The sequence below is a fragment of the Methylomonas sp. DH-1 genome (assembly GCF_046097555.1).
GTDB classification, from domain to species: Bacteria; Pseudomonadota; Gammaproteobacteria; order Methylococcales; family Methylomonadaceae; genus Methylomonas; species Methylomonas koyamae.
Window position 1 is genome coordinate 968,316 of the sequence record NZ_CP143089.1, and the last position, 26,237, is coordinate 994,552.

The 26,237-nt window shown below is 58.7% G+C and carries 27 protein-coding genes; 21 read left to right on the forward strand and 6 right to left on the reverse strand.

The window, feature by feature from the left end:
• Positions 1–6 precede the first annotated feature (6 nt).
• The 11 genes from grxD (at position 7) to VXJ35_RS04815 (ending at position 10,756) form a co-directional block, all read left to right on the forward strand.
• Entirely contained in the window at positions 7–624 is a 618-nt protein-coding gene (gene grxD / locus VXJ35_RS04765) for a Grx4 family monothiol glutaredoxin (RefSeq protein ID WP_064020682.1), read from the forward strand.
• 24 nt (positions 625–648) lie between these two features.
• Positions 649–1,179: a flavodoxin gene (locus tag VXJ35_RS04770; RefSeq protein WP_064020683.1), complete on the forward strand. Its 531-nt coding sequence runs from the start codon at positions 649–651 to the stop codon at positions 1,177–1,179.
• 12 nt (positions 1,180–1,191) lie between these two features.
• Complete coding sequence (locus VXJ35_RS04775; RefSeq protein ID WP_064020684.1) at positions 1,192–1,635, forward strand: SoxR reducing system RseC family protein; 444 nt, start codon at positions 1,192–1,194, stop codon at positions 1,633–1,635.
• Positions 1,636–1,889: 254 nt separating this feature from the next.
• A complete protein-coding gene (locus VXJ35_RS04780) occupies positions 1,890–2,201 on the forward strand; it encodes a hypothetical protein (protein ID WP_064020685.1) in 312 nt (103 codons plus the stop codon).
• Positions 2,202–2,348: 147 nt separating this feature from the next.
• Positions 2,349–3,035, forward strand: a complete 687-nt coding sequence (gene modB, locus VXJ35_RS04785; RefSeq protein ID WP_064020686.1) for a molybdate ABC transporter permease subunit — start codon at positions 2,349–2,351, stop codon at positions 3,033–3,035.
• Positions 3,032–4,114 carry a molybdenum ABC transporter ATP-binding protein gene (gene modC / locus VXJ35_RS04790; RefSeq protein ID WP_064020687.1) on the forward strand — a complete coding sequence of 361 codons (1,083 nt, stop codon included), beginning with the start codon at positions 3,032–3,034 and terminating at the stop codon, positions 4,112–4,114. Before modB ends, modC begins: the two co-directional genes overlap by 4 nt.
• A gap of 268 nt (positions 4,115–4,382) precedes the next feature.
• Entirely contained in the window at positions 4,383–6,125 is a 1,743-nt protein-coding gene (locus VXJ35_RS04795) for a trypsin-like peptidase domain-containing protein (RefSeq protein ID WP_064020688.1), read from the forward strand.
• Positions 6,122–6,985, forward strand: a complete 864-nt coding sequence (locus VXJ35_RS04800; RefSeq protein ID WP_197495967.1) for a Stp1/IreP family PP2C-type Ser/Thr phosphatase — start codon at positions 6,122–6,124, stop codon at positions 6,983–6,985. The genes VXJ35_RS04795 and VXJ35_RS04800 overlap by 4 nt, the downstream gene beginning before the upstream one ends.
• A 13-nt stretch (positions 6,986–6,998) precedes the next feature.
• A complete protein-coding gene (locus tag VXJ35_RS04805; protein WP_064020689.1) occupies positions 6,999–8,312 on the forward strand; it encodes a serine/threonine-protein kinase in 1,314 nt (437 codons plus the stop codon).
• Between the two features lie 30 nt (positions 8,313–8,342).
• Positions 8,343–8,939 (forward strand): hypothetical protein, encoded by a 597-nt coding sequence (locus VXJ35_RS04810; protein WP_064020690.1) that lies wholly within the window; start codon positions 8,343–8,345, stop codon positions 8,937–8,939.
• 137 nt (positions 8,940–9,076) lie between these two features.
• Positions 9,077–10,756 (forward strand): FHA domain-containing protein, encoded by a 1,680-nt coding sequence (locus VXJ35_RS04815; protein ID WP_064020691.1) that lies wholly within the window; start codon positions 9,077–9,079, stop codon positions 10,754–10,756.
• 46 nt (positions 10,757–10,802) lie between these two features.
• Here the strand turns inward: VXJ35_RS04815 and VXJ35_RS04820 are convergent, their stop codons facing one another.
• On the reverse strand, positions 10,803–11,657 hold the full coding sequence (locus VXJ35_RS04820; RefSeq protein ID WP_064020692.1) for an SIR2 family protein: 855 nt from the start codon (positions 11,655–11,657) through the stop codon (positions 10,803–10,805).
• Positions 11,658–12,424: 767 nt separating this feature from the next.
• Here VXJ35_RS04820 and VXJ35_RS04825 point away from each other — a divergent pair.
• Complete coding sequence (locus VXJ35_RS04825; protein WP_064020694.1) at positions 12,425–13,609, forward strand: sialidase family protein; 1,185 nt, start codon at positions 12,425–12,427, stop codon at positions 13,607–13,609.
• Between the two features lie 5 nt (positions 13,610–13,614).
• The gene (locus tag VXJ35_RS04830; RefSeq protein ID WP_064020695.1) at positions 13,615–13,893 is read left to right on the forward strand and encodes a MoaD/ThiS family protein; all 279 of its coding nucleotides are present in this window, start codon (positions 13,615–13,617) and stop codon (positions 13,891–13,893) included.
• A 2-nt stretch (positions 13,894–13,895) separates the two neighbouring features.
• On the opposite strand, the gene VXJ35_RS04835 is transcribed toward VXJ35_RS04830, so the two are convergent.
• The gene (locus tag VXJ35_RS04835; protein ID WP_064020696.1) at positions 13,896–14,429 is read right to left on the reverse strand and encodes a hypothetical protein; all 534 of its coding nucleotides are present in this window, start codon (positions 14,427–14,429) and stop codon (positions 13,896–13,898) included.
• A 137-nt stretch (positions 14,430–14,566) separates the two neighbouring features.
• Between VXJ35_RS04835 and VXJ35_RS04840 the strand changes: the two genes are divergently transcribed.
• From VXJ35_RS04840 to VXJ35_RS04875, 8 genes are all read left to right on the forward strand, one after another.
• A complete protein-coding gene (locus VXJ35_RS04840) occupies positions 14,567–15,049 on the forward strand; it encodes a YajQ family cyclic di-GMP-binding protein (RefSeq protein ID WP_054759361.1) in 483 nt (160 codons plus the stop codon).
• Positions 15,050–15,067: 18 nt separating this feature from the next.
• Complete coding sequence (locus VXJ35_RS04845; protein ID WP_064020697.1) at positions 15,068–15,721, forward strand: peroxiredoxin; 654 nt, start codon at positions 15,068–15,070, stop codon at positions 15,719–15,721.
• A 49-nt stretch (positions 15,722–15,770) separates the two neighbouring features.
• On the forward strand, positions 15,771–17,252 hold the full coding sequence (locus VXJ35_RS04850) for a helicase HerA-like domain-containing protein (protein WP_064020698.1): 1,482 nt from the start codon (positions 15,771–15,773) through the stop codon (positions 17,250–17,252).
• A gap of 80 nt (positions 17,253–17,332) precedes the next feature.
• Positions 17,333–17,707, forward strand: a complete 375-nt coding sequence (locus tag VXJ35_RS04855) for a VOC family protein (RefSeq protein ID WP_064020699.1) — start codon at positions 17,333–17,335, stop codon at positions 17,705–17,707.
• A 17-nt stretch (positions 17,708–17,724) separates the two neighbouring features.
• Positions 17,725–18,411, forward strand: a complete 687-nt coding sequence (locus tag VXJ35_RS04860) for a YafY family protein (RefSeq protein WP_064020700.1) — start codon at positions 17,725–17,727, stop codon at positions 18,409–18,411.
• Positions 18,412–18,528: 117 nt separating this feature from the next.
• Positions 18,529–19,947 carry a phosphomannomutase gene (locus VXJ35_RS04865; RefSeq protein WP_064020701.1) on the forward strand — a complete coding sequence of 473 codons (1,419 nt, stop codon included), beginning with the start codon at positions 18,529–18,531 and terminating at the stop codon, positions 19,945–19,947.
• A gap of 97 nt (positions 19,948–20,044) precedes the next feature.
• Positions 20,045–20,491, forward strand: coding sequence for a hypothetical protein (locus VXJ35_RS04870; RefSeq protein ID WP_064020702.1), 447 nt, complete (start codon positions 20,045–20,047; stop codon positions 20,489–20,491).
• Between the two features lie 240 nt (positions 20,492–20,731).
• Positions 20,732–21,082 (forward strand): hypothetical protein, encoded by a 351-nt coding sequence (locus tag VXJ35_RS04875; protein WP_231914847.1) that lies wholly within the window; start codon positions 20,732–20,734, stop codon positions 21,080–21,082.
• Positions 21,083–21,183: 101 nt separating this feature from the next.
• Here VXJ35_RS04875 and kdpC read toward each other — a convergent pair whose 3' ends face one another.
• The 4 genes from kdpC to VXJ35_RS04895 form a co-directional block, all read right to left on the reverse strand.
• Entirely contained in the window at positions 21,184–21,774 is a 591-nt protein-coding gene (kdpC, locus tag VXJ35_RS04880) for a potassium-transporting ATPase subunit KdpC (RefSeq protein ID WP_064020703.1), read from the reverse strand.
• 9 nt (positions 21,775–21,783) lie between these two features.
• Positions 21,784–23,937, reverse strand: a complete 2,154-nt coding sequence (gene kdpB / locus VXJ35_RS04885; RefSeq protein WP_064020704.1) for a potassium-transporting ATPase subunit KdpB — start codon at positions 23,935–23,937, stop codon at positions 21,784–21,786.
• Positions 23,938–24,083: 146 nt separating this feature from the next.
• Complete coding sequence (gene kdpA, locus VXJ35_RS04890) at positions 24,084–25,889, reverse strand: potassium-transporting ATPase subunit KdpA (RefSeq protein ID WP_064020705.1); 1,806 nt, start codon at positions 25,887–25,889, stop codon at positions 24,084–24,086.
• Positions 25,889–25,978, reverse strand: coding sequence for a potassium-transporting ATPase subunit F (locus VXJ35_RS04895; protein ID WP_064020706.1), 90 nt, complete (start codon positions 25,976–25,978; stop codon positions 25,889–25,891). The genes kdpA and VXJ35_RS04895 overlap by 1 nt, the downstream gene beginning before the upstream one ends.
• Positions 25,979–26,237: the final 259 nt, after the last annotated feature.

The following is a 26,237-nucleotide window of genomic DNA, read 5'->3' on the forward strand; positions in this document are numbered from 1 at the left end:
CCCCCTATGAGCGTCAAAGAAAAAATCCTGCAACAACTCGCCGATAACCCGGTGATTATTTACATGAAAGGCGTACCCAGCGCGCCGGAGTGCGGCTTTTCCGCCAAAACGGTCGCGATTCTGAACCAGACCAAGATTCCTTACGCCTATGTCAACGTGCTGCAAGCGCCGTTCATTCGGGAGAAATTGCCGTCGATTTCCAAATGGCCGACCTACCCGCAAGTGTTCATCAACGGCGAGTTGATCGGTGGCGCCGATATCGTCGAGGCGATGCATAACGACGGCAGCCTGTTGCCGAAGTTGCAGGCCGCCGTTAAGCCGGCCGCAGACGCCGCGGCCAGCCAAACCATTACTCATTCCGAAGTCGAGGCGCTGATTCTGGCCGAATATCCCGGCGCGAAAATCGCCATCGAGGGCCAAGGTTGCGATTTAAACATCACCGTGGTCAGCGATTTGTTCGCCGAGCAGCCGATGATCAAACAACACCAGGGCGTGATGGCGACGCTGAGCGAGCCGCTGGCTTCCGGCCGGCTGCATGCCGTCACGTTGAAAACCCATACCGCAGCCGCCTGGGCCGCGCTGCAACCGGCGGCGAATCCCGGCCTGCTGCAAATCCAAATTTAATTCGTTTAACAAGGAGCACATACCATGGCTAAAGTAGGCATCTTCTTTGGAACCGACACCGGCAACACCCGCAAATTCGCGAAAACCATTGCCAGCAAACTGGGCGATGTCGCCGACAAACCGGTCAACATCAACAAAGCCAGCGTCGACGATTTGCTGGCCTACGACGTGCTGATCCTGGGCTCGCCGACCTATGGCGAAGGCGAACTTCCGGGCCTGAGCGCCGGCCACGATAATGAGAGCTGGGAAGAGTTTTTGCCGACCGTGGCCGGTGCGGATTTTTCCGGTAAAACCGTGGCGTTGTACGGTTTGGGCGACCAGGAAGGCTATCCCGGCCATTTCGTCGATGCGTTGGGCTTTTTGTACGACGCCTTCGCCGATGCCGGCGCCACCATCGTCGGCATGACCAGCAAGGAAGGCTACGAATTCAAAAAATCCAAAGCCTTGCTGGGCGACCAGTTTGTCGGTTTAGCCTTGGACGAAGACAACCAAAAAGAGCTCAGCGAAGGCCGCTTGAACGCCTGGTTGGAGTCGATTTCCTCGGCCTGGGCCTAAGTCGAGCTTGCCATGATCGAAGAAGCGGCCGTCGTCACCCGCATCGGCGCCGACGGCCGGACCTGGATCAAAAGCCTGCAAACCAGTGCTTGCAGCGGCTGTATGCAACAGCAGTCCTGCGGCACTGCGACGCTGGCGAAAGTCCTGCCCAAACGCGAATTCGCGGTCGATTCCGATATTGCGCTGCAAGCCGGAGACCGCGTCGTCGTCGCTATCGACGACGGCCATTTGCTGCTGACCTCACTGATCCTGTACTTGCTGCCGTTGCTGATTATGCTCGGCGGGGTGGGTTTGGCTCAGGCTTGTCTGCCGCCGCCGCACAATACCGATTATCTGCCCGAAATTGCGTTAACCAGCCTGTTGGCCGGTTTCGCGCTGATCAACCGTTGCCAGAACCTGTTGCTGCTGCATCTTTGTTTCAAACCGCAAATCCTGAAAAAGCTGCCCGCCGCTTGAGGGCTAGGTTGTCGGATCGGCGACAATCCTCGGGCATTGTTGTCGGCTTGTCGTAAATCTCCACTGCCGTAATTCGCCGGCAATCCGCGCCCGGCCCGCAAACCCTGATTAGACCTTGCATTCGGTAAGGTAAATTTCTATGGCATTGATTTTGCAAATAATTGCTCGAAAACCACTGGGCTTTCAAGAGGGCGACAGGCGAGTGCCAGCGCCTGCCGCCATTGTGTTTATGGCGAAATCTTCGAGGTGATGAGATGAGCGAAGTTTTACTGGTTGGTTTGATCATGGTGATCGTCGCGGCATGCGCGTTTGCACCGTTGGGTTGCTTTTTGTCGGCATACGCCAAAGCGAAACAGGCCGAGGACGGCAATCCGTCAGCCCATGGCGGCATCGCCAAACCCGTGGTGCCTGAGGACTCCATCCTGAGACGGCATTTTCTAGCGCAATTGCAAAGCGAGATCGAGGCGGCATTGTTTCCGCGGCCGACCGATTCGATGCTACAACGCCACTACGACAGCCTGGTGGCGGCGAAAGTCGAGAGCCGGCTGCAGGCTTTGGGTAAATAAACTGCCATAATTCGGCGCCGGTACCGAGGCGCAGCGCGCTTCCGGTACCGGCGTCCTTGTCCGGGCCAATCTGCCCGCAGTATTTTCTGGCGTTTTGGCCCGAGCTTTGGCGAGAATAGGCCGCATCCCGATCCAATCTTTCGAAAAATGCCGAACTCTTCCGATTATGCCGCGCTGTGGCTGACGTTTCAGGTCGCCGGTCTGGCGACAGTATTGCTGTTATTGCTGGGTACGCCGTTGGCCTGGTGGCTGGCGCGGACAAGCTCGCGCTGGAAAGGTGCGATCAGCAGCATCGTGGCTTTACCGTTGGTATTGCCGCCCAGCGTGTTGGGATTTTATTTGTTGGTGTTGATGGGGCCGGCCGGCCCTATCGGTAAATTCACCCAATGGCTCGGCGTCGGCACCTTGCCGTTCAGCTTCGGCGGTTTGGTCACGGCGTCGGTGTTGTATTCGTTGCCGTTCGTGGTGCAGCCTTTGCAAAATACCTTCCTGGCCATCGGCAACGGACCGTTGGAAGCCGCCGCAACGGCCGGCGCCGGGCCGCTGGACCGGTTTTTCTCGGTAGCCTTGCCGTTGGCCAAGTCCGGGTTTTTGACGGCCGGCATCCTCGGTTTTACCCATACCGTCGGCGAATTCGGCGTGGTGTTGATGGTCGGCGGCAATATTCCCGACAAGACCCGGGTGGTATCGGTGCAGATTTATAACCACGTCGAGGCGCTGGAATACGGCCAGGCCCATTGGCTGGCCGGCGGCTTATTGATTTTTTCGTTTCTGGTGTTGTTGGCGTTGTACTCGACCCAATCCGTGCAGCCTTTGGGCCGGTCCGCCAAATGAACGCATCCGAGTTGAAAGCCCGCTTCAAGCTCAGTTACGGCGAGTTTGCGCTGGATTTGGATTTAAGTTTGCCGGCCGCCGGCGTTACGGTGTTCTTCGGCCATTCCGGTTCCGGCAAAACCACGTTGCTGCGCTGCATTGCCGGCCTGGAACGCGCGCCGCTCGGTTATTTACGCATCGGCGACACGCTGTGGCAGGACAGCGCACGCGGCGTGTTTCTACCGACCCACCGGCGCAATCTGGGCTACGTGTTCCAGGACGCCAATTTGTTCCCGCATCTGAGCGTGCGCTGCAATCTGGATTATGCGGTGCGGCGCATGCGTTGCCGGGAACGGAAGATTTCGTTGGAACAAGCCATCGAATTGTTAGCGATTGCGCCGTTGCTGGCGCGCATGCCGGATCGGCTGTCCGGCGGCGAGCGCCAGCGGGTGGCGATTGCCCGCGCCTTGGCGGCCAGCCCGGATATTCTGTTGATGGACGAACCTTTGGCGGCCTTGGACGATGAACGCAAACAGGAGTTTTTGCCGTATCTGACCGGCCTGCAGCAAAACCTGCGGATTCCGATTCTGTACGTCACCCATTCCCGGCACGAGGTCAATCGCCTGGCCGACCATTTGCTGGTGATGGCGGCCGGCAAAGCCGTGGCCTGCGGCCCGTTGGCCGAGACGCTGACCAGTCTGGACGGCCCGCTGGCCGCGGACCGGATGGCGGCCAGCGTCTGGCAGGGCCGGTTACTGGGCCACGAAGCCGAGTACCATTTGAGCCATGCCGAGTTTGCCGGCGGCAATTTGAGCCTACCTTACCTGGATGCGGCGCCGGGCAGCCCGGTACGGATCAGGATTTACGCGCGCGACGTCAGCATCGCGTTGCAACCGCCGCAGGCGTCCAGCATTCTCAACGTGCTGCCGGCCCAGGTGCGTGCGGTTGCCGATCTGGGCCAGGGCCAGACTGTGGTGCAATTAGCGCTGGGCGGCGAAATTCTGCTGTCGCACGTCACTCAAAAATCGGCGGCATTATTGAATCTGCAACCGGGGATGGCGGTGTTCGCCCAAATTAAGGGGACTTCTATAGTCGGCTAGGTCGGCGAATCGTTAGCCCATCGCCGGCGGTTTCGTTGCCGTAACCGGACTTGCCGTTCGGTTGCGGCCGCTAAACCGATCCGCTGCGCAGGATGAGCGTTGGATTTGCCGCAAGCTTCCGTCTAAATAATCTGCTATTTTTCGATTAAATAATTCGCGGAATAAATCGCCGCGTAACCGTCTATTTTAGGCTGGATAAAAATTTGAGTTGCTTAAATAAACTGGCTTAGAATCGATACCAAATAATAACAACTGAAGGGTTATTGGCATGCAAAAAATCATCATAAAACACTTGGCGGGATCTAAGGCAAACCAAACCGATGGTTACGAATTGCCGATACAGGAATTGATTTTTGGCAGAGAAACTAACTGCCAGGTCATGTTCGACCCGGAGAAAGACGATTTAGTCAGCCGAACCCATTGCAAAATTACCGTTCAAAACGAAAACCAGTTTTGGCTGACCGATTTGAACAGCCGTAACGGCACCTTGGTCAATAACGCGAAAATAACCGCGCCGCAGCAAATATATGCCGGCGACGTGGTCGAACTTGGTAAAGGCGGCCCTAAATTCGTGTTCGACCTCGATCCGCGGCCGCCCGCTGCCGCCAAGGCCACCCGTTTCGGCGATGCGCCGTCCCCCGTTGCCGCGACCCGGGAAGTCAGGGTCGAACCCAGTTTGGATGCGTTGGCCGGCATCCCCAAAACCAGCGCTACCAACGTCTCTGCGGAAAATGCCGAGCCGCCGCGTACTATCGGCCGTAATACCGTGGAGCGGCTGATTACTCAGGCCGAAACCAATAGCCGTAAAAAGATGATCAATATCGGCGCCGGTATTATCGGCGTGATTGTGGCGATATCCGGTTTTCTGGCCTTCCAAAACTACCAAAGCAAAGCGGAACTGCAGTCGGAATTGGATAGGAGCAAAGTGGAGCAAGGCAAGCAGATCGCCGAATTAAACGCCAATAAGGCGTTGAGTTCGTCGGATATTTTCAAAAGTTTCGGCAATGCCACCGTATTTATCGAGTCGAGCTGGAAATTGATTCATATTCCCACCGGCAAGCAAATCTTTCAAAAAGCCGGTTGCGTAACCAAAGCGGGGAAATGCATCACCGAATCCCGGCCTTGGTATATTTATATCGACGGCACCGTAGAACCGTTTTTGGATATCGACAGCGGTCTGCCTATCGGCGAATCGGGTTCCGGCTCCGGCTTCGTGGTCGAACCCGGCGGCTTTATTTTGACCAATCGCCATGTGGCGGCCAGTTGGCTTACCCAAAACCGCAATTTCAGTTTTCCGGGCTTTTTAGTGGTGTGCGGCGACGAGAATTGCAGCAAGCACGAGATCGCCGAATTGCGATACGAAAAGGACAACAAGTACATCGCGTCGCTGAACAGTTGGGTGCCGTCGAAATCGAAAATGCTCGGAAAAAAACCGTTACACGGCAAAATCGTCGAGGGCCGTAACGATTATCTAGATGTGACCTTTCCGAAGACCGGTTTGCGCATCCCGGCGCATCTGGTCCGGGTTTCCGACAGTGCGGACGTGGCGTTGATTAAAGTCGATGTACCGCAAAGCCTGCCGGTGGTGCAAATGAGTTCCGAGGATGCGGTTACGGCCGGCGATGCGATTACCGTGATGGGCTATCCGGGCGTTTCGCCGGACGTTGCCGTGAAGATGAGCTCGCAAGACCCGTTCAACCGCGAAGGCGAATGGCGGCAAATTCCCGATCCGACCGTAACCGGCGGCAATATCGGTAAAGTGATACAGGGGTCGGCGACGACCATGTCCGATTCGGTGAACGGCTATTTCAGCGAGATGGGCGACGTCTACCAGTTGACAGTAAACGCCACCGGCAGCGGCAATAGCGGCGGCCCGGTATTCAACGACAAAGGCCACGTTATCGGTATCTTTACTTCGAAGCGCACCGACAACTCGGGCACGGTGATTTCGTTCGCGGTCCCGATCCGGCACGGCCAGGAAATCATGGGCGTGCACAAACTGGTGCAATGACGCCGATGAAAAAGTTGTGGTCGGCATGGTTCGACAAGCCGAAAGCGTCCCGTTACCGGAACCTGGCCGAGCCGATAGCGGATTATTTTCCGGAAATCGGCCTGTTGTCGGACGCCGGCGTCGTGCGCTCCAGCAATCAGGACCACATCGGTTGCATTCGCTTCGCCAACGACCGCAACCTGGTGGCCGTGATTGCCGACGGCATGGGCGGCCACCAAAGCGGAGAGATTGCCAGCCGCATCGCCGTCGAAGTGTTTCAGAAAAATTTCTCCGGCTATTTGCGCAACGCCGATTGCAGACAAGCGTTGCTCAAGTGTTTTGCCGACGCCAATGCCGAAGTGTTCCGCTCCGGCCAAGCTTTGGCCGAAAACCACGGCATGGGTACCACGCTGGTGGCGTTGGCGGTGATCGACGGCTTGGCTTATTACGGCAACACCGGCGATAGCCGGCTCTACCTGTGCCGGTCCGGCCAGGTTCGCCAGTTATCTCAAGACCACACCGTGGTCGCCGAACTGCTGAGTGCCGGCTTGATCAGCGCCGAATCGGCCGCCAACCACCCCGACCGCAACGTAATTACCTGCGCGATCGGTACCCGCCAGACCACCAAAGCCGACATCGCGGACATAGCGCTACCGATCGAGATCGGCGATTGTTTCGTCTTGTGTTCGGACGGTTTGTACGATCTGGTCGGCGATGGCGAAATCGCCGAAATCAGCGCCGCCCGTCCGGCACAGGAAGCGTGCAAGGTATTGGTCGATTTGGCCAATCAGCGCGGCGGCTACGATAATATTTCGGTGGCTGTCGTCAAAATAACCGAACAAAAAACCCAAGCCGCCAATTCCCCTATCACCCGCGTATAAGCTCCGGAATACTATGGACCAAATCGACAATTACAAAATCGTCGAAAAGATCGGCGAAGGCGGTATGGGCGAAGTCTATAAAGGCGTCGACGTAATGCTGGAACGGGAAGTCGCGATCAAGTTGTTGCGGCCGGAGTTGAGTTCCCGGGAGGATATCGTCAACCGCTTCAGATCGGAGGCGGTGGCGCTGGGGCGGTTAAACCATTCGAACATCGCCGTGGTTTATAACTTCGGCAAGTTGCCGGCCGGGCAGTTTTATATGGCGCTGGAGTTTGTCCACGGCGACACTCTGGACGCGGTGATAAAACGTTCAGGCTCGTTGCCGTGGCAAAAAGCGGTCAAGTACGCGCTCGGCATTTTGGAAGGCCTGGACCACGCCCACGGCTTCAATATCGTCCACCGCGACATTAAGCCGGCGAATATCGTCGTCACCAACCACGATACGGTCAAAATACTGGATTTCGGCATTGCCAGAATCCTGGAAACCGCCAGGCTTACCCGGGTCGGCCATTTGGTCGGCACCTTGGAATACGTCTCGCCGGAGCAAATTCAAGGCAAGGATACCGACGCCAAATCCGATATCTATTCGGTCGGCGTGGTGCTATACGAAATGCTGACCGGGCATATCCCGTTCGAAAAGGAAACCGAATACGACCTGATCAAATCGCAAATCGAGGAAAAGCCGAAAGCTCCGCATACGCTATGCGGCAATATTCCGCCGAAATTGGAAAAGCTGGTGCTGAAAGCCTTGGAGAAAAACCCGGACAAACGCTTTGCCAGCGCCAGAGAATTTTGCGATGCGCTGATTGCCGTCTCCAACGAATGTGCAGATTCGACGCGGGCGGCGCCCGCTCGCCTGCCGTCAAACAAGTTATGGGGTTTTTGCCGGGAATATCCGGGCCCGGTATTTCTGCTTGCACTGTTGGCTTTCGGCTTGATCTATTTCTTATGGATGCAACTGGGCGCCGCCGATTTTGCGAAACCGCCCGACGTCGCCACAGTGTCGGCGTCGCAACCTCCTGCGGCGCTGGCGCCGCTTGCCGGCAACGATGGCGCGGCTGGCGGCACTCCGGACCAGGACCCGAATAAAAAGCCGGATACCGGCGAACGCTTGCCGCCACCGCCGATCGTGCCGATCCAGCCGGTTGCCGAAAGCCCGTTGGATGGTGCACGTTTACCGGCGCCGGCTAAAATCGGCGCGGTTTCCGCTGCGGAGGACAACAAAGCCAGAGTAAAACCTCCCGCGCCGGCCAAGCCCAAGAAAGAGCGGAGAATTGCCGACGACGATCCCGGTATCGGCCGGGCGGCCGACAATTTTTTCAACTAATCCACGTAAAGTCGTTTTAAGGAACTAGTCATGAAAAATACCTTGATTGTTTCGGCCACCATCGTTTCGTTGCTCAGCGGTTGCGCCGGTATGTCCAAAGGCCAACAAACCGCCCTGGGCGGTGTCGGCGGTTGTGCCGCAGGTGCCGCGTTGGGCATTTTGTTGGGCGGCGGCGCAAAAAACGCGGCGATAGGTTGCGGCGCCGGTGCGGCCTTGGGCGCGGCGACAGCTTACATGTTAGCGAACGATCCCTACACCCAGTCCGTCACGCAGCAGGCGAATGCCTGGCAACAGGAAACCGGCGCCAGTACCGAAGTCGTGAAAGCCTCGCAAGTCGTCGAGAACGGCCAGAACGTGCAACGCATCGACTCGCAAAAAGTCGTGGTTCCGAACGAAAAAATGGTTTCCGGTAAACATTTGGCGCCGAAAGCCAAACAGCAGTTGGTCAATGCGAAAAGCCAGTCGGCGAAAGTGGGAGGTAACGTGCACGTCATCTGCCCGGCCAGTGCGACCAAGACGGTGTTGAACGATATCAGCAATACCGGCGTGACCTACACCCAAGAGCCGACCATGCAGAACGGTTACGTCGTCGTAATGTCCCGCAACAACGAAGGCGTGCCGCTGTAACCGATAGCGCCGCCAGCGCCGCGTAATCGGCAGCGAAATTAGCCGGCCGGCAACCGGTCCGCAACCGAAGCTGCCGCCGGCGTGGAAATCGGCTACTCTTTGCCGGAATTTTCGCCGAAGGCGGTTACGAGGTAGCGATGGAAGACGACAAAACCGTACTGATGCGTTCGAAGCCGGCAGCCGCGCAGGCCGATCCGGATCGGACTTTGCTGGTCGGGGCGAATAGGTTGGCGGCCAGTTTAGTGGACGCTGCCGGCCGTAGCGTCGCCGGTTATACCTTTACCGGGGATTTTCGCGTCGGCCGCTCCGCCGACAACGATATCGTAATCCAGGACCCGGCGGTCAGCCGCCACCATTGCGCAATCAAATTTAATGGTGGCGGTTGGTGGTTGCACGATCTGAACAGCAGCCACGGCGTGTATCTGGAGGGGCTGCGGGTTCCGGGCAAAGTCAAATTGGCGCTACCGGCGACGATAGGTTTCGGCCCGGCACTGTTCGGGCTGAAGCTCAACGACCCCACCGCCCAACAGAAGCCGGTATTGCCGCAACCGGGCGCCGTCGCCGCAGTCATGCCGGCCGAGTCGCAACCGCCGCAGCATGGTCAATCCCGCCCGCAATTGACGCCCGAGCAAATCCGTAACCGGCTGTTGTCGGAGCAGGAGTCGGAAGACATGGGCGACTATACCCGCATGGTGCGCGGCTTTATCCGCGAGGACAGAACCGTCCGCACCAAAAGTTACAAGAAATGGATCTGGTCGCTGGCCGGTTTGCTGGTGTTGGTCGCCGGTTTGGCGGTGTACCAGCGGTTTGCGTTGGACAATGCCCGGACGCTGGCGATCAACATGTTCTACGACATCAAGACGTTGGAGGTCAGCCTGTCGCAAGCCGACATTCGTTTGGAGCAAAGCGCGGAAACCTTGGCCCAAACTCTGGCCGCGGTCAACGACGAAAAATTGCGGGTGTCGCAGGAACGGATCAAGGAAGAGCAATTGCGCATCCAGCAGGAAAAGAAACGTCTGGCCGAAGAGCGCGAGCGGTTGAAGGCGATGAAAGTCAAATACCAAGCCTATCTGCAGCAAGTCGATTTCCTGCGGCTGAGTTTTCCGACCGACGAGGAATACGAGCGGGAATTGGTGACGCGGGTGGCGCGCGGTTTCGGCGAAAGCGAACTGGAAGTGCCGGAAGAGTTCGTGGCCAAGGTCAAGCAATACATCGACAACTGGAAAAACAGTTCCCGCCTGCAACTGGCGGTTCGTAACCTGGAAACCAACCAATATGCGCCTATCGTATTGAGCGAGCTGGAAAAGGAAGGCTTGCCGGCATACTTTCTGTATCTGCCGTTGCAGGAAAGCAATTACGACAGCAAAGCGGTCGGTCCGGAAACCCGTTTCGGCATCGCCAAGGGCGCTTGGCAGTTTTTAGCGACGACCGGCCAGGATTACGGCTTAGTTCCGGGGCCGTTGGCTAATACCCGCGATTACGACGAGCAGGACGCCCGGTTCGACTTCAACCAGGCCACCCGCGCCGGCGCCAAATATTTGAAATACATTTACGGTACTCAGGCCCAAGCTTCGGGCTTATTGGTCATGGCCAGTTACAACTACGGCCACAACAAGGTACGCAGCATGGTGGAAAACATGCCGGACAATCCGCGCGACAAGAATTTCTGGAAATTCATCCAGCAATACGAAATTCCGGCCGAGACCTACGATTACGTGTTTTACATCGTCTCCGCCGCCGTGATCGGCGAAGACCCGAAGCATTTCGGCTTCGATTTCAAACCGCCGTTGCTGGCGGCGCTGCCGTTACCGGGCTAGCGGCGGCGCAATTGACTAATTTTGCACCGCCGCCGGCCTTGGTGGTTTAAGCCGCTACGGCTGCCGCTTGGACCGATTGCAGAAAGTCTTGGACATCGGCGTTGATCAATTCGAATCCCATCCGCTCGCTGAAGCGTTTTTCCTTGTCGGTCGGATTTTTGCGGAGGAACCAGCCTTTCGGTTCGCTGGCACCGTAAACGATGTCGCTCATCACCATCCGCTCCGAGTCGCGGTTCAGCGGCAAACCGAGCAACAGGTATTTTTTGCCGGTGCGGTATTCCTTCAGAAAATCCGGAATCGCAAAGCCGCCCATCAGCTCGGTAATGTAGTCGACGTAATCGGCATCCGAGGCAATATAGTTGGACTCCGGTTTCGGCGTGCCCATCGGCTTGAACAAGATGGGCAGGTTGCGGTCGACTTGCTCCTGGCTGACCTCGAAATAGCCGCTGCCGTCGTAGTGGTAGATTTTAAAGCGGAATGCGGTGCCGACGATGCGGGCGACGCCGACGATCAATGTGTGTTCCTCGTCGGCGTAACTGTCCTGCAATTGGGTGTCGCGGTTGATGTCGACCACGTACTTCGGCCGCCATTCCTGGAGCCAGTCGTGCAGCGCAGCACGGGTGTATTGCGTTTCGCCGTAGGTTTTGTCCAAAAACTGGCTCAGAAAGTTGCGGCCGCGTTTCAGTTCCTGGTTCATCGCCGCGCGCGGAAATTCGTACATCAGCTTGGGAGCCATCGGCTTGCCGCCGTTCATCGCCAGAATCAGGCTGTCGCTGTCGGCCGGCATCGGCTCGCGGGTCAGCTTGTTCTGGGCGTCGAATAACACGCCCGGCCCCAGATACGGAATGACTTGGTTGTCGTACAAGCCGCTTAAAATTTCGGAAAACACATTGCTAGCCATGAAACGCTCCGTCGAAAAGAAATTGATAATTGGCTAAAGCAAGTTTCAATCCAGTTTGCAAGTGGGCTTGAAAGTCGCGGGGCGCCTGGCTTGGGCGGTTTGGCCTCGGTGGAGTGCACGGCAACAACCGTATAAATTTCGGTGAAATTGTCGCAAGTACGACAACCATAATCCGCGCTTGCTGTCGATTGCCGAGCCGGTTCCAGAACGGATGGATGAAACCGAAGGCCGTAAAGCCGCCGTTGACTTCCAACTCGGCGCAGGTCACGAATGAAGCGGCGCCGACGGCCAAGGACAAAGTGGCCTTGGCGACTCGTCCGTCTCGCCGATGCGGCGGAGAAACTCCCCGGCGGGGTTGATCGGAACACCCCATGCCCATCGTCCTGCCTCAATATCGCTGACGATCACCCATTTGCCGGCTGCTGTCAGGACCTGAGCCGTTCCGGTCCCGATGCCTTGGCCGGCCCCGGTAACCAGAGCGATTTTGCCGTCTATACGGGGCGTATGTTTTTTTGAGTAGATGGGCCTGTTATGTCGATTTGATGGTCATCCGATCGACTAGTCGGTAACGAATCGTCTGATTGGCCCGCTAGGTTGCCAAGTGCGCCAGGATGTTCGTTATGAAACACATGTTTTAGTGTTTTTAAAACAGGGGGCACTCAGCGCCCACAACCAGGACGCTTAGAGGCCGAGATTACGTTTCGGTCCCGAGTTATTATTTGCACGGCGACCGTCTTAAGGTCGGCCGACCAGCATGAGGCAAACCCATGACAGACACAATTTTGCTGGGCACCCGCAAGGGCACCGTAATTATTGACCGCTCGTCCGCCGGTTGGCGGCCCCGGCCGATCGCCCATGCCGGGATTCCGGTTTGTTACGCGGCGCGGGATCCGCGCGATGGCACCTTGTGGGCTGCGCTGGATCACGGCCACTGGGGGCCGAAACTGTCGCGTTCGCGCGACGGCGGCGAGACTTGGCAGGACGTGTCGTCGCTGAAGTATCCGGATGGCGCGCGCTATATCGTCAAATATTTGCCGACGCCGGATTTCGATCCCGAAACGCCGGCCGGGCAGCCCGAATATAAAGACGCGACGGTGTTCAAGATCTGGTATCTCGCCTTTGGCAGCGTAGAGCAACCGGGCCGAATTTATGCCGGCACGATTCCCGGCGGCTTGTTCGTCAGCGACGACGGCGGCGACAGTTGGTCGCTGAACCGGCCGTTGTGGAACCACGACAGCCGGGGCGGCGATTTGTTCGCCGGCGAGGCGACCAGCGAAAACCGCTGGGGCGGCACGCCGGCCAGTATCGATTACGGTGTGTTCGAACCGGGTATTCATTCCATCGTCGTCGATCCGCGCGATCCGAACCGGCTTTACGTCGCGGTGTCGTCGGCAGGCGTATTGGAAAGCAGCGACGGCGGCCGAAGTTGGCAAGGCCGGAACCGCGGCTTATTGATGGATTACCTGCCGAATCCGGCAGCGGAATGGGGCCACGATCCGCATTTCATGACTCATTGTCCGGCGCAACCGGATCATCTCTGGCAACAAAACCATTGCGGCGTTTTTTATAGCGAAGACGGCGCGCGAAGTTGGCGCAAAGTTAGTCTGCCGGATGCCGGCGTCCATTTCGGCTTTCCGATAGCCGTTGATGGGCGCGACGGCCGGACCGCCTGGGTGGTGCCGGCGCGGGCGGATTCCGAACGGATGGCGATCGGCGGCGGCCTGTGCGTGGCGAGAACCAGCGACGGCGGCCGGAGCTGGCAAGCGTTTCGGGCCGGCCTGCCGCAGGATCACGCTTACGACATTGTTTACCGGCATGGGCTGGATGTGGCCGGTGATTGCTTGTGTTTCGGCAGCACGACCGGCAACGTCTATTTGTCGGAAGATCGGGGCGAAACCTGGCAATGTCTCGGCAATCACTTTCCGCCGGTTTACTCGGTCCGCTTCGGTTAGCCGCGATGGTCACCGTAAAAATGACCTCGCATCTTTACCGCTTCTTTCCGCTACTGGAGAACCGGGAAATCAGGGTTGCCGCCGGTTCGGTGGCCGATGTTCTGCGAGCGGTGGACCAACTGGCCCCCGGATTTAGCGATTATGTGCTGGACGAACGCGGAGCGCTGCGCCGGCACGTCTATCTCAGTGTCAACAATACCATCCTGGTCGATAGGAAGACTTTAACGGATCGGGTTCCCGAGGATGGCACAGTCTATATTTTTCAGGCGCTGAGCGGCGGTTGATTTTAATGCCAGCCGCCGTACTGCGTGGTCGGGTCGCCGCGGAAACCCGAGGTGGTCTTGTTGGCATCGGGCACGTGCGCGGTTTCTTCGGCCGCTCTGACCATGTTGCCGTGGCTGTAGCCGCCCATGGCCTTGGCCTGTTTGGCGATGGCGGTTGTGGTCGGGTTAATGTCGTATTTGCCGGAGTCGGGATGGATGATCACGCTGACCAGTTCGTCGGCGCCCGAGCCGTAACTCAAAATCAGCGGCAGCGGCGTATTGGCCGGCACCGCTATCTCGAATCGCGGGCTGTTGTTCAATTCGGTGCTGGCGATCAATTTGCCGGCTTCGGAGCGCAATTTAACCTCGCCGGATTTGATCGGGCCGGCGTTGTTGCTGACCGCGCCGGTCAGGCTGGTCGCCCGTAAATGTTGGGCTCCGGCCGGCTTGGCGACGATAGTCTTGGCTTGTTCCTGGCCGCAGCCGGCCAGCAAACCGCCGCTCAACAGCGCCAGCGCCGCGACCGGAAAAATCAGGTGTTTTGGGGGTGTTTTCATGGGGTTCTCCTCCGTTGCCGGCTAAAGATACCCGTTTCGCAGATGGCCGACAAGGCCGCACCGTCGCTCAGATTGCAGTTGAATAATGCCGGTAACGCCGTTATATTGCCTGGCTTTTATACTTGTAAATCAATGCTATGCCATCATTCGACATCGTTTCCGAACTCGATAGCCACGAAGTGACCAACGCCGTGGACCAAGCCAACAAGGAAGTCTCGACCCGTTTCGACTTCAAGGGCTCCAATGCCAATTTCGAACAGACCGACGACGGCATTTTGCTGAAAGCCGAATCCACCTTTCAGTTGCAGCAAATGCTGCCGATTTTGTACGCCAAGATGGGCAAACGCGGCATCGATATTTCGGCGCTGGAGAGCGGAAAAATCACCGATACCGGCAAGACCGCCAGCCAGACCATTGCCTTGAAGCAAGGCATCGGCAGCGATCTGGCGAAGAAAATCGTCAAGCTGATCAAGGACAAAAAAATGAAAGTGCAGGCGGCGATCAACGGCGACAAGGTGCGCGTGACCGGCAAGAAAAGGGACGATTTGCAGGAAGTGATCCAGATGCTGCGCAGCGAGGATCTGGAACAACCGCTGCAATTCAACAATTTCCGCGATTAATCCGGCCGGCACACCGTGGTGGAAGCGCGCATCGGCCATCCGGCACCGCCGTTGGCAATCGGCGAATGGCTGCAAGGCCAGCCAACGCAACTGGCCGACTTGGCCGGCCGCGTGGTGCTGGTGGCGGTATTCCAGGTCAATTGCCCCGGCTGCTTTTTGTATTGCCTGCCGCGGGCGGAGGATTTGCATTGGCGCTACCAGGACCATGGCCTGACGGTGTTGGGCCTGGCCACGGCGTTCGAGGATTTCGACAAAAATACGGTCGGCAATTTACGCTTGTTGCTGGAAAGCGGCCGTGTGATCGGCGAAACCGAAAAACTGCTGAAACAGCATGCGCTACTGCAAGGCGAGCGGCTGCCGTATTCCTTGAGCTTTCCGATGGCGATGGATCGGCTGGCGCCGCAAACGCTTGATAATATCGAGGCCGAGATCGACGCTTTTGTCGGTGAACAACTGCCCGATTTCGAAACTCGCCCGCCGGCGGCACGCCAAGCCATCCGCGCCCGCCTGCGCGCCTATTTCGCGCAGCGGCCGTTCCGTCCGGAAACCTTCGAGCGCTACCGGCTGCAAGGCACGCCGTCGTATCTGTTGATCGATAGGGCCGGCATCCTGCGCGCCAGCCGCTTTGGCGCCTATGACGAGCTGGAAGCCGATCTGACCGGCCTGCTTTAACACCTGCCGGCTGTGGCCGGTTTTTTCCAACCCAAGGATATTTTTTTCGATGACCGAACCGCTGCTGATCGCCAAATCCGCCACCGCCGAATTGCACCTGTTGCCGGCTATGGCCAATCGCCACGGCTTGATTGCCGGCGCCACCGGTACCGGCAAGACCATTACTTTGCAAACGCTGGCCGAGGCCTTTTCCGAGATTGGTGTGCCGGTATTCATGGCCGACGTCAAAGGCGATTTGTCCGGCTTGAGCCGGCCCGGCGGCGGCAACGCCAAGGTCGACGCGCGCCTGGCCGAATTGGGTCTGCCTGCACTGGAACCGGCGGCGGCACCGGTATTGTTTTGGGACGTGTTCGGCGCGAAAGGCCATCCGTTGCGTTCGACCGTGTCGGAGATGGGGCCGCTGTTGCTGGCGCGGATGCTGGATCTGAACGAGGTGCAGAGCGGCGTGTTGACCGCGGCCTTCAAAATCGCCGACGACCACGGCTGGCTGCTGTTGGATTTGAAGGACCTGAAAGCGATGCTGCAATACGCCGCCGAGCATGCATCGGAACTGGCCGACGAATACGGCAGCATTTCCGCCGCCAGCGTCGGCGCGATTCAGCGCGGTTTGCTGCAACTGGAGCACGAAGGCGGCGAAAAGCTGTTCGGCGAGCCGGCGCTGGACTTTAACGACCTGCTGCAAACCGAAGGCGGCCGCGGCGTAATCAATATTCTGGCCGCCGACACGCTATACAACTCGCCGCGGGTTTACGCCACGCTGTTGCTGTGGCTGCTGTCCGAGTTGTTCGAAAATCTGCCCGAAGCCGGCGATTTGGACAAACCGAAACTGGTGTTTTTCTTCGACGAAGCGCATTTGCTGTTCAACGACGCCCCGGCCGCGCTGTTGCAGAAAATCGAACAGGTGGTGCGGCTGATCCGTTCCAAAGGCGTCGGTGTCTATTTCGTCAGCCAGAACCCTTTGGATATTCCGGATGTCATTCTGGGCCAGCTCGGCAACCGGGTGCAGCACGCGTTGCGGGCCTTCACCCCGCGCGACCAAAAGGCGGTCAAGGCCGCCGCCGAGACCTTCCGCAGCAACCCCAAGTTGGATGTCGCTGCGGCCATCGGCGAACTGGGCGTCGGCGAGGCCTTGGTGTCGTTTCTGGAAATTAAAGGCACGCCGGCCGTGGTCGAGCGGGCATTGGTCAAGCCGCCGCGTTCGCGGATCGGTCCCGCCAGCGACGCCGAGCGGCAGCAAACCATCGCTGATTCGGTGATCGCCGGCCATTACGAAAAGCAGGTCGATAGAGAATCGGCTTACGAAATTCTGAAAGGCAAAGCCGTTAGAGAGGTTAAAACCGAGGCTGGCGGCGGTTTCGATTGGGGCGACGTGTTATTGGGCAGCGGCAAGCCTGCTAGCAAACGCAGCCGGCGCTCCGCGGAGACCGTGTTGGAAGCTGCGGCGAAAAGCGCGGCGCGCAGCATCGGCCAGGAAGTCGGCAAGCAAATCATCCGCGGCGTGCTGGGGTCGTTGCTGGGCGGCCGGCGCTAGCGGCAAACATTGCTGACACCACGCTGTCAGCAGGGCTGCTTTAGGATGGCGGCTCTTTTAAACCAATGGAGGAATCTGTCATGAATCAAAATATCGCAACCTGGTTCGAATTGCCCGCCACCGACCTCGGCCGCGCCCAGCAGTTTTACCGTAGCGTGCTGAACGCCAGTTTCAAGCTGGAGGACATGAGCGATATGCAGTTGGCGATTTTCGAGGCCGAAGACGGTGCGGTTAGCGGTATGCTGGTGCAAGGCGAGCACTACCAGCCGTCAACGACCGGAGCAGTGGTCTATTTCAGCGGCGGCGAAGATCTGAGCCAACCTTTGGCTGAAGTCGAGTCCGCCGGCGGCAAAGTGTTGATGCCGAAAACGCCGATACATGACGGCGAATGCGGTTATTTCGCGCTGCTGCTGGATAGCGAAGGCAACCGGGTCGGCTTGTACTCGCCGGCTTAATCCGGCCGGAAACCACTATGCGCAGAGCCGACCGCTTGTTTCAGATCGTTCAGATTCTGCGCAACCGCCGTTTGGTCACGGCCAAAGCGCTGGCCGAGCGCCTGGAAGTGTCGGAGCGCACCATCTACCGCGACATTCAGGTGTTGAGTTTGTCCGGCATTCCGGTCGAAGGCGAGGCCGGCGTCGGATACGCGCTCCGCCACAGCCTGGACGTTCCGCCGCTGATGTTCAGTGCTGCCGAACTGGAGGCGCTGGTGGTCGGCGCCCGTATGGTCAAGACCTGGGCCGGCACCGAGTTGGGCCGTTCGGCGCAATCGGTGTTGGACAAGGTCACGGCGGTGGTGCCGACCGAACTGCGCGACCGGTTGGAGCGTTCCAAATTGTTCGCGCTGCGATTTTCGCCGCGCGAAGATTTGGACGTTACTATGGACATTTGCCGCAACGCGCTGGACGCCAAACGCGTATTGCACCTGGACTACCGCCGCGGCGACGGCGAATTCAGCCAGCGCCGGATCCGGCCGCTGGGGCTGTATTTCTGGGGTAACGTCTGGACCTTGGTCGGCTGGTGCGAATTGCGCGGCGATTTTCGCAATTTTCGTCTGGATCGCATCGAGCGCGCGCTGGTGTTGGACGAAGCCTTCAGCGAAGACGCCGGCCAGACGTTACAAGATTTTATCCGCAGCATGCATTGCCAGCCGCAGTAAACATTCCGTCAATCGCTAAGAATCGGTTTGCCGAATCTCGGCTTTTCTCTATCATGGTGGGTGACGCGGCCGGCGCGGCCGCCATTTTTCGTCACCGTTTCAATCATTATTCCTACCATGACAACAATCAACATCCAACAAATGATGGCCGACAGCGGCGTTGCGTTCGGCACCAGCGGCGCGCGCGGCTTGGTCAGCCAGATGAGCGGCGAAGTCTGTGCCGCTTATACCTTGGCATTTATTCAAGCTTTGAACCTGAGCCGACCCGGCCAGCGCATTGCCCTGGGCATGGATTTGCGGCCGTCCAGTCCGGAGATTGCCCAAGCCTGCGTCGCCGGCATACGCCAGACCGGCTGCGAGGTGGATTTCTGCGGCGTGCTGCCGACGCCGGCGTTGGCGTTGTACGCCCTGGCCGAAGGCATTCCGGCGATCATGGTCACCGGCAGCCACATTCCGTTCGACCGCAATGGCATCAAGTTTTACCGGGCCGACGGCGAGATCAGCAAAGCCGACGAGGCGGCGATGACAAGCGCGACGGTAACAGTCGAAGCCGCCGCCGCCGAATTGCCGGCCGTCAATCCGGCGGCATTGAGCCAATACCGCCAGCGCTACACCAGTTTATTCGCCAAGGATTTGCTGGCCGGCTGGCGGGTGGGGGTTTACGAACATTCCAGCGCCGCTCGCGACGTGTTGAAGGATGTTCTGGCCGAATTGGGCGCCGAAGTGATTGGTTTGGAGCGCACCGAGACCTTCGTGCCGATCGATACCGAAGCGGTCGGCGAAGCGGACAGGCAACGTGGCCGCGACTGGGCGGCGCAATACCGACTCGATGCGCTGATTTCCACCGACGGCGACGGCGACCGGCCGCTGATCGGCGACGAGAGCGGCGAGTGGTTGCGTGGCGACATCGTCGGTTTGCTGTGCGCCAAATTTCTGGGCGCCGACACCGTGGTGACGCCGGTCAGTTGCAATACCGCAATCGAAGCTTCGGGCTGGTTCAAACACGTGATTCGCACTCGGATCGGCTCGCCGTATGTGATTGCCGGCATGGAGCAAGTGACTGAAGGCGGAGTGGCCGGCTTCGAAGCCAACGGCGGTTTTCTGGCCGGCAATGGCCTGTCTGTCAACGGTAAGCGCTTGGCGGCTTTGCCGACCCGCGATTCGCTGTTGCCGGCGCTGGCCTTGTTGGCGATGGCGCGCGGGCAGGGCGTCAAATTGTCCGGTTTACTGCAAGGCTTGCCGCAACGCTTTACCGCCAGCGACCGGATTCAAGAATTTCCGGTTGCCAACAGCCGCGCCTTATTGGAGCGCTTGCAAGCCGACGCCAGCGCCTATCGCGGCTTGTGGGGCGACACTCTGGGGGCGCCGGTCGCTAGCGATACCACCGACGGTTTGCGTTTGACCTTTGCCAGCGGCGACATCGTGCATTTGCGGCCGTCCGGCAATGCCCCGGAATTGCGTTGCTACGCCGAGGCCGATGACATGCCGCGGGCGCAAAAGCTGGTGGCGGATACCTTGCAGCGCATTGCCGGTTGATTCCCGGACAATCGTCGAAATGGCCTCAGTTAATTTGCGGTTAAGTTTGCTTGGAGTATCGTAGACCCGCGATAACACACAATCCCAAGGAGACAACATGCAAAATAAAACTATTTTAATCGGTTCGCTGCTATTGGCATCGTCAGCGGCTTTTGCCGAAACCGGCGTTTTGGAAGGCGTCGCGAAGCAGGCGGCAAAAGATACGGCGGCAGCGGTAGCGCCCGGCGCGGTGCAACGTGCGGAGCAGGCCAACCAAGCCTTGGAGCAGGCTCAGGAGGTCAAACAGGGCGTCGAAAATGCTCCCGGCGCCTTGAAAAACCAGGCTAAGGAAGCCGTGAAAGACGCGGCGCAGCAGAAGCTGGAGCAAGCGGTGCCGGCCGAAGTGAAACAGGGCGCGGAAACCGTTAAAGCCGGCAAGGAAGCCGCTGAAAATCTGAAAGGCAAGGTCGATGCCGCTCCCAAATCCGCCGGCGACGCGGTCAAGGCCGCCAAAGGCAAGGCCAAGCGAAAAGCTGCCGCCAAAGCCCTGGATTTGCTCAACTAAGTCGGCTAAACGGGCGGCGGTTTCGGCCGCCGCCCGCCATTTGCTAACATTACGGCTTGGCTCCATGGGCGGACCATGCGAGTCGGCTCGGTCCGGACAACGGAGTTGGGTACCGCTGCTCTCTGACCCGAATTGATAAGCCAACGGTGAACGCCGATATGGTGCCGTGAAGACGATTCGATACGAATCCCGGCCCATTGGCTATCATTAGCGCTCTTCCCTCAAAACCCGTCCGCCACCATGCTTAATGCCGCCCAATTCAAAGCCTTGTCGGTTTTTGCGATATTCGCGATCATCGGTTTCGGTCCGATTTCCCCCGGTTGCTTGATCGGCATGTATGTCGTGGTCAAGCGTCCCGAGTGGTTTCGCCGTTTGGTACGCGGCATCTACGCCTATCCCGACGACGCCGATTTTGTTACCGCCGCCGAAACCCGCGCGGCCCGCATCAAAAGTTTCGCCAGCCTCTTGCTGCTGTTTTTAGTCGATATCGTACCGCTGCCGGTCACGCCGGTGGTCGCGTTTGCCATCATCCTGAGCCGGCCCGCCTGGTTTTACCGGACGGCCAGACGCATTTACGGGCAAGCGGCGTGAGGCAAAGCTCGATTGGCGGATAGCCGGAGCCGACGAAGTTGAAACCGGAGTTTGCAACGCGCCAGCCGCGTTTTGCCGTTTTCCGTGCCGGATTGGACAGGCTAATTCGGAGCAGCAAAACTAGCGGCGTCCAATGCCAGATTCAGTCGCAACACGTTGACCCTGGGTTCGCCGAATACGCCCCATTGCCGGCCTTCGCTGTTGGCTTGGATCAATTCCCGTAATTGGCGCTCATCGATTTTTCTGAACCTGGCAACGCGTTTCAATTGGTATTCCGCCGCCGCCGGACTGATATGCGGGTCCAGGCCGCTGGCGGAAGCGGTGACCAGATCGACCGGCACCGGCGCTTTATTATCCGGATCGGCCTGTTTCAGGGCCTGGATGCGGGCGGCGACGGCGTCGGCCAACGCCGGATTGGTCGGCCCCAAGTTGGAGCCACCGGAGGCGGCGGCGTTATAAGGATAGGGCGCGGTGGCCGACGGCCGGCTCCAAAAATATTTCGGGTCGCTGAAGCTTTGCCCTATCAGTTTTGAGCCGACCGCATCGCCATTGGCCGTTTTGATCAGGCTGCCGTTGGCTTGCTCGGGGAATAGGGTTTGGGCAATCAACGTAACCAGTGCCGGATAGGCGGCGCCGGTAATCAACGTTAATAGCAACAACATCGTCGCTGCGGGTCTTAAATAACTGGACATAGTCGCTCCTTATACCAAGTTCATGGCTACCAAAATCAAATCGATGGCCTTGATGCCGATAAACGGCACGATCAAGCCGCCGACGCCATAGATCAGCAAATTATTGTGCAGCAGTTGCTCGGCGCCGACCGGGCGGTATTTGATGCCTTTCAAGGCCAGCGGAATCAGCGCGATGATGATCAAGGCATTGAAAATTACCGCCGACAGGATCGCGCTGGCCGGCGTGGCCAGCTGCATCACGTTCAACACGTTTAAGACCGGATAAGTCGTCGCAAACGCGGCCGGAATGATCGCAAAATACTTGGCGACGTCGTTGGCGATGCTGAAGGTAGTTAGAGCGCCGCGGGTCATCAGCATTTGCTTGCCGGTTTCGACGATTTCGATCAGCTTGGTCGGGTTGGAATCCAGATCCACCATGTTGCCGGCCTCCTTGGCGGCCTGAGTGCCGCTGTTCATCGCCACCGCGACGTCGGCCTGCGCCAGGGCCGGGGCGTCGTTGGTACCGTCGCCGGTCATCGCCACCAACCGGCCGTCGGTTTGGTGCTGGCGGATCAGCGCCAGCTTGGCTTCCGGCGTGGCTTCGGCCAGGAAGTCGTCGACGCCGGCTTCGGCGGCAATCGCGGCGGCAGTCAGGCGGTTGTCGCCGGTGATCATAATGGTCTTGATGCCCATCTGCCGCAGCTCGATGAAACGTTCCTTGATGCCACCCTTGACGATGTCTTTCAGTTCGATCACGCCCAAGGCCTTGTCGCCTTCGGCGACTACCAACGGCGTACTGCCGCGGCGGGCCACGTCGTCGACCAGGGTCTTCAGTTCGGCCGGCCATTTACCGCCTTGGGCTTCGATGTGCTGGCGGATGGAGTCGGCGGCGCCCTTGCGGATTTGCCGCAACCTCTCACCCCCGTCCCCTCTCGGCAACTGCTCCTGGCGTTGCTCTACCTCCTGCGTCCATGCAGTCGTCCCAGTGGGAGAGGGGAGATTTACGCCGCTCATTCGGGTTTGCGCGCTGAAATGCACGAAAGTAGCGCCTAGGGAATGAATGTCGCGTTCGCGTAAACCGTACTTTTGCTTGGCCAGTATTACCACGCTGCGGCCTTCCGGGGTTTCGTCGGCCAGCGAGGCCAGTTGCGCGGCATCGGCCAGTTGTTTGTCCGATACGCCCTTGACCGGAAAGAAACCGGAAGCTTGGCGGTTGCCCAAGGTGATGGTGCCGGTTTTGTCCAGCAGCAGCACATCGACGTCACCGGCCGCTTCGACCGCCCGGCCGGAGGTGGCGATGACGTTTTTCTGCATCATCCGGCCGATGCCGGCCACGCCGATGGCCGACAACAGGCCGCCGATCGTGGTGGGGATCAGGCAGACCAGCAAGGCCACCAACACCGTGACGCTAATCGGACTGCCGCTGCCGGCGGTTTCCACGCTGTAAATCGAAAACGGCAGCAAGGTGACGACGGCCATTAAAAACACCAGCGTCAACGCCACCAACAAGATGGTCAGGGCGATTTCGTTCGGGGTTTTCTGGCGCTTGGCCCCTTCCACCATGCCTATCATCCGGTCCAGAAAGCTCTCGCCGGGGTTGGTGGTAATGCGCACCACCAGCCAGTCGGACAACACCCGGGTACCGCCGGTCACCGAACTGAAGTCGCCGCCGGATTCCCTGATCACCGGCGCGCTTTCGCCGGTGATGGCGCTTTCGTCGACCGAGGCCACGCCTTCGATGACGTCGCCGTCGCCCGGTACGAAGTCGCCGGCTTCGATCAATACGACATCGCCCCTGCGCAGGCTGGAGCCGGCGACTTTGCTGTAATTGCTGCCGTATTTCGGTTCGTCCAATTTCTTGGCGGCGATGTCGCGCTTGGCGCTGCGCAGAAAGGCGGCTTGGGCCTTGCTGCGGCCTTCGGCGACCGCTTCGGCGAAATTGGCGAACAGCACGGTAAACCACAGCCATAGCGTAATCGCCAGGATGAAACCGGCCGGTTCCTCGCTGTCGCCGTTCCAGGCTTGCAGCCACAACACGGTAGTCAGCAGGCTGCCGAGGTAGACCACGAACATCACCGGATTTTTCCATTGCTGGCGTGGCGTCAGTTTGGCAAAGGCGTCGAAAAACGCCTGTTGCAGGATTTGCGGGTCCATCAAGGACGTTGTTGCGGGTTTGCTGGTCATAGTGTTTCCTATATCGATTCTATGTCGGCCGGAATAAAGCAGTTACGGCGATAGCGAAAACCGCTATTTTCGGCGGATGGCTTTGCCGGAAACGCCCACCCTTGCTAACGCCGGGTGGGCTTATTCCGGCCTACTACTCTATCGGTCTACGGTTTAAGCATTTGTAACTGCTCGACGACAGGTCCTAATGCCAGTGCCGGCACGAAAGTCAGCGCGCCGACCATCAGCACGGTAACGATCAGCAACACCGCGAATAACGGCGTATGGGTCGGCAGCGTGCCGGGACCGACCGGCACCGTCTTTTTGGCCGCCAAGGAACCGGCAATCGCCAGCACCGGAATCATCAGCCAATAGCGGGAGAACAACATCGCCAGCCCCAGCCAGAAGTTGTAAAACGGCACGTTGGCCGACAAGCCGCCGAAAGCGCTGCCGTTGTTGTTGCCGGCCGAAGACCAGGCGTAAAGCACTTCGCTGAAGCCGTGGGCGCCGGGGTTGAAGATCGAGGCCTTACCGGCGTCCAGCATCAGACTCAATGCGGTGCCGCCCAGCACCATCAACGGCGGGATCAAGATGACGATGGCCGCCATTTTCATCTCGTAGGCTTCGATCTTTTTGCCCAGATACTCCGGGGTGCGGCCTATCATCAGGCCGGCGATGAACACGGCGACGATGGCGAATACGATCATGCCGTACAAACCGGAACCGACGCCGCCGAAAATGACTTCGCCGAGTTGCATCAGCCACATCGGCACCATGCCGCCGATGGGCGTGTAGGAGTCGTGCATCGAATTGACCGAACCGTTGGACGCGGCGGTGGTCGCTACCGCCCATAAAGCGGAATTGACGATGCCGAAGCGGGCTTCCTTGCCTTCCATGTTGCCGCCAGCCTGTTGAGCTGTCGCAGTCTGATCGACCCCCAATGCGACCAAGGCCGGATTGCCGCTTTGTTCGGCCGGCACTGTGACGAAGATCAAGGCGACGAACACCAAGGTCATCGCCGCCAGAATGGCCCATCCCTGGCGGGTGTCGCCCACCATGACGCCGAAGGTGTAGCACAGCGCCGCCGGGATCAGCAGGATCGCCAGCATCTCCAGGAAATTGGACAGCGGTGTCGGGTTTTCGTAAGGATGGGCGGAGTTGACGTTGAAGAAACCGCCGCCGTTGGTGCCTAATTGCTTGATCGCGATTTGCGAGGCGGCCGGGCCTAAGGCCAGGGTTTGAGTTTGCGTGGTCACGGTTTCGCTGACCGGCTTACCTTCTGCATCTACCAGCGCTTTGCCGTCGGCATCCAACTTTGGCGTCGAGTAGCTGACGGTTTCCAACGTATTCACCGTCTGGTAAGGGTTGAAAGTCTGCACCACGCCCTGGCCGACCAGCGCCAGCGCCAGCAGCAAGGACAGCGGCAACAGGATGTACAAGGTGCTGCGGGTCATATCGACCCAGAAATTGCCGATGCCTTGGGCATTGCGGCGGGCGAAGCCGCGAATCAACGCCACCAGCACCGCCATGCCGCTCGCCGCCGATACGAAGTTCTGCACCGATAGTCCCAGCATTTGCGTCAGATAGCTCATCGTCGCCTCGCCGCTGTAGCCTTGCCAGTTGGTATTGGTGGCAAAGCTGACCGCGGTATTGAACGCCGAATCCGGCGCCACCGCCGGCAAGGCTTGCGGATTCAACGGCAGAACGTCTTGAAAGCGTTGTAAGCCATAGACCGCCAACAAGCCGAACAGATTGAAGGCCAAGGTCGCCAAAGCGTATTGCTGCCAGCGCATGTCTTGCTCGGGATCGACCCCGCTCAGGCGGTAACACAACCGTTCGACGCCCGCGAACCAGCGGTTCAAGCCCACCGATTCGCCTTGGTAAACCCGCGCCATATAACTGCCCAGCGGCTTGGCCAGCACAATCAGCGCGATCAGATAAATAGCAATTTGCAAAAAACCCGGTCCGTTCATCAGAATTTCTCCGGGCAAAACAGCGCGACCAGCAGATAGACGAACACGGCCAGCGCCAGCCCGCCGCTCAGCAAATAAATCCAGCTCATGCTTGCCCCCTCAGCGCATCGCAGCCCGCCACTAACATGGCGGTGGCGGCGAAGAAGGCGGCCGCTACCAGTAAATACAGGATGTCCATCGTTACCTCCACTTATTAAGCCGGCTTTGCAGCCGTTATCGATTGCGTGACGATAGGGTAAAGATCAGCCGGTAAAAATGCCGTAAAAATGGCGTTTAGCGGGATAAAGAAAGTATAAGAATTTTGTATTTGGCCGCGGCTGCGGAAAATCAAATGCCGGAGCAGCTCTG

Bases quoted from the DNA above. Each gene is read 5' to 3' on its own strand.
- grxD (WP_064020682.1), top strand. From the start codon at position 7: ATGAGCGTCAAAGAAAAAATCCTGCAACAACTCGCCGATAACCCGGTG.
- VXJ35_RS04770 (WP_064020683.1), top strand. From the start codon at position 649: ATGGCTAAAGTAGGCATCTTCTTTGGAACCGACACCGGCAACACCCGC.
- VXJ35_RS04775 (WP_064020684.1), top strand. From the start codon at position 1,192: ATGATCGAAGAAGCGGCCGTCGTCACCCGCATCGGCGCCGACGGCCGG.
- VXJ35_RS04780 (WP_064020685.1), top strand. From the start codon at position 1,890: ATGAGCGAAGTTTTACTGGTTGGTTTGATCATGGTGATCGTCGCGGCA.
- modB (WP_064020686.1), top strand. From the start codon at position 2,349: ATGCCGAACTCTTCCGATTATGCCGCGCTGTGGCTGACGTTTCAGGTC.
- modC (WP_064020687.1), top strand. From the start codon at position 3,032: ATGAACGCATCCGAGTTGAAAGCCCGCTTCAAGCTCAGTTACGGCGAG.
- VXJ35_RS04795 (WP_064020688.1), top strand. From the start codon at position 4,383: ATGCAAAAAATCATCATAAAACACTTGGCGGGATCTAAGGCAAACCAA.
- VXJ35_RS04800 (WP_197495967.1), top strand. From the start codon at position 6,122: ATGACGCCGATGAAAAAGTTGTGGTCGGCATGGTTCGACAAGCCGAAA.
- VXJ35_RS04805 (WP_064020689.1), top strand. From the start codon at position 6,999: ATGGACCAAATCGACAATTACAAAATCGTCGAAAAGATCGGCGAAGGC.
- VXJ35_RS04810 (WP_064020690.1), top strand. From the start codon at position 8,343: ATGAAAAATACCTTGATTGTTTCGGCCACCATCGTTTCGTTGCTCAGC.
- VXJ35_RS04815 (WP_064020691.1), top strand. From the start codon at position 9,077: ATGGAAGACGACAAAACCGTACTGATGCGTTCGAAGCCGGCAGCCGCG.
- VXJ35_RS04820 (WP_064020692.1), bottom strand. From the start codon at position 11,657: ATGGCTAGCAATGTGTTTTCCGAAATTTTAAGCGGCTTGTACGACAAC.
- VXJ35_RS04825 (WP_064020694.1), top strand. From the start codon at position 12,425: ATGACAGACACAATTTTGCTGGGCACCCGCAAGGGCACCGTAATTATT.
- VXJ35_RS04830 (WP_064020695.1), top strand. From the start codon at position 13,615: ATGGTCACCGTAAAAATGACCTCGCATCTTTACCGCTTCTTTCCGCTA.
- VXJ35_RS04835 (WP_064020696.1), bottom strand. From the start codon at position 14,429: ATGAAAACACCCCCAAAACACCTGATTTTTCCGGTCGCGGCGCTGGCG.
- VXJ35_RS04840 (WP_054759361.1), top strand. From the start codon at position 14,567: ATGCCATCATTCGACATCGTTTCCGAACTCGATAGCCACGAAGTGACC.
- VXJ35_RS04850 (WP_064020698.1), top strand. From the start codon at position 15,771: ATGACCGAACCGCTGCTGATCGCCAAATCCGCCACCGCCGAATTGCAC.
- VXJ35_RS04855 (WP_064020699.1), top strand. From the start codon at position 17,333: ATGAATCAAAATATCGCAACCTGGTTCGAATTGCCCGCCACCGACCTC.
- VXJ35_RS04860 (WP_064020700.1), top strand. From the start codon at position 17,725: ATGCGCAGAGCCGACCGCTTGTTTCAGATCGTTCAGATTCTGCGCAAC.
- VXJ35_RS04865 (WP_064020701.1), top strand. From the start codon at position 18,529: ATGACAACAATCAACATCCAACAAATGATGGCCGACAGCGGCGTTGCG.
- VXJ35_RS04870 (WP_064020702.1), top strand. From the start codon at position 20,045: ATGCAAAATAAAACTATTTTAATCGGTTCGCTGCTATTGGCATCGTCA.
- VXJ35_RS04875 (WP_231914847.1), top strand. From the start codon at position 20,732: ATGCTTAATGCCGCCCAATTCAAAGCCTTGTCGGTTTTTGCGATATTC.
- kdpC (WP_064020703.1), bottom strand. From the start codon at position 21,774: ATGTCCAGTTATTTAAGACCCGCAGCGACGATGTTGTTGCTATTAACG.
- kdpB (WP_064020704.1), bottom strand. From the start codon at position 23,937: ATGACCAGCAAACCCGCAACAACGTCCTTGATGGACCCGCAAATCCTG.
- kdpA (WP_064020705.1), bottom strand. From the start codon at position 25,889: ATGAACGGACCGGGTTTTTTGCAAATTGCTATTTATCTGATCGCGCTG.
- VXJ35_RS04895 (WP_064020706.1), bottom strand. From the start codon at position 25,978: ATGAGCTGGATTTATTTGCTGAGCGGCGGGCTGGCGCTGGCCGTGTTC.